At 56.2% G+C, this 1,305-nt stretch carries 1 protein-coding gene; it reads left to right on the forward strand.

Going from position 1 to position 1,305, the window contains the following annotated elements; translation table 11 throughout:
- Positions 1-1,305: hypothetical protein (locus KDK17_RS04480; RefSeq protein WP_257287443.1), on the forward strand; the 1,305-nt coding region annotated here is incomplete at both ends.

Raw genomic sequence — 1,305 nt, forward strand, 5'->3', positions numbered from 1 at the left:
AGGTTACCGTACCCACGTTCAGGGATCAGAAATAGGTGTCAGGGTATACCCCCAGGGAGACGCGGCTCCGCCACTGCAGCTGGTTGACATCACCCTTGACGTGGAAGGCTATCATTCGCTCGGTTACCAGGGTCCGGCACAGACTCTCCGGCGGCTGGTTTTTGACCTTGAGAAATTGGCCGGACTGTTTCTGTACGGTGGCTTTAATGAGCAGTTGCTGGCCTTTCTGCACGGACTTCAGGTCACCAGTGATCCGGCAGAACCGGACCTCAAGATCCCTGTTATCAGGGCAGAACCCGAAAGATCATTCCTTGACAGTGACGCGACCTTCACAAACGACAGTCAGCCCCTGGTTCGTCTGGGAGCGGCGGATTTTTCCCGACACTCTGACGAGGCTCTGGCGCAGGGACTCTCGGCCTTGCTGGTGCCGGCATGGCGAAAGACTCTTGAGAACAATACCCTGGCTGTGGCCGGTATTGAGCAGCTCTGGGGTATCACTGGCAACAGGCTGGAAGCGCTGCAACCGTATTACGGGCTGGATGAACGTTACCAGGCCCGGCAATGGCCAAAACAATCAGGTGATCTTTACCAGATATTGGTGGCAGGCCAACGCCATAACCTCAGGAAGCGGGGTGGCACTGCGGAAGACTTTGTGGATGCGGTCCGCGAACTTTATCAAAACGATGGGCTGGCCCCAGCCCTTACCCGCGTTATGAGAGAGCAGCAACCGTTGACAGAGAGTCACCGTACAGCCAGGGAAATGGCGGATTTGCTCAAGGCCATCGAAGCAGTTTACGCCGAACAACCATTGCGCAGTGAACAATGGTTTTTCCGCAGGGCTCTTGATGACAGCCTGGACTGGCTGACCGCTAAAAACCCTGACAATCCAGCCCTGGAAAACCTTGGACGACTCAAAAAAAATGATAAAGCACAACAGGGTGAATACGATGGCCTGACCGAAACGGAACAGGCATCGCTTCCTGGCAACACCACCAGCAGTGTCCGGGGCCGGTTCTTTACCCTCACAGCCCTGAATGACCGGATAGGGGTTTACCTGACGCCGGACTACCTGGCCGATGCCACTGACCAAACTATCGCCAGTGATCTGCGCCAACTGGTTGACGCCAGCGATCTGTTCAGACGCCGGGTGAACAATACGGACGAATTGCGGAGACAGTTGGGCAACGCAACGACCCCGATAAGGCCCGACACCCTTGGCGATCTTCACAACCTTCGCTTGCTGCAACTGCCCCCTGACGAGCGTAACAGGACGATCCCCGGAGACTATGTCAGCCTGATCATTCC

This window comes from Endozoicomonas sp. SESOKO2, from assembly GCF_024606245.1.
Taxonomy (GTDB): domain Bacteria; phylum Pseudomonadota; class Gammaproteobacteria; order Pseudomonadales; family Endozoicomonadaceae; genus Endozoicomonas_A.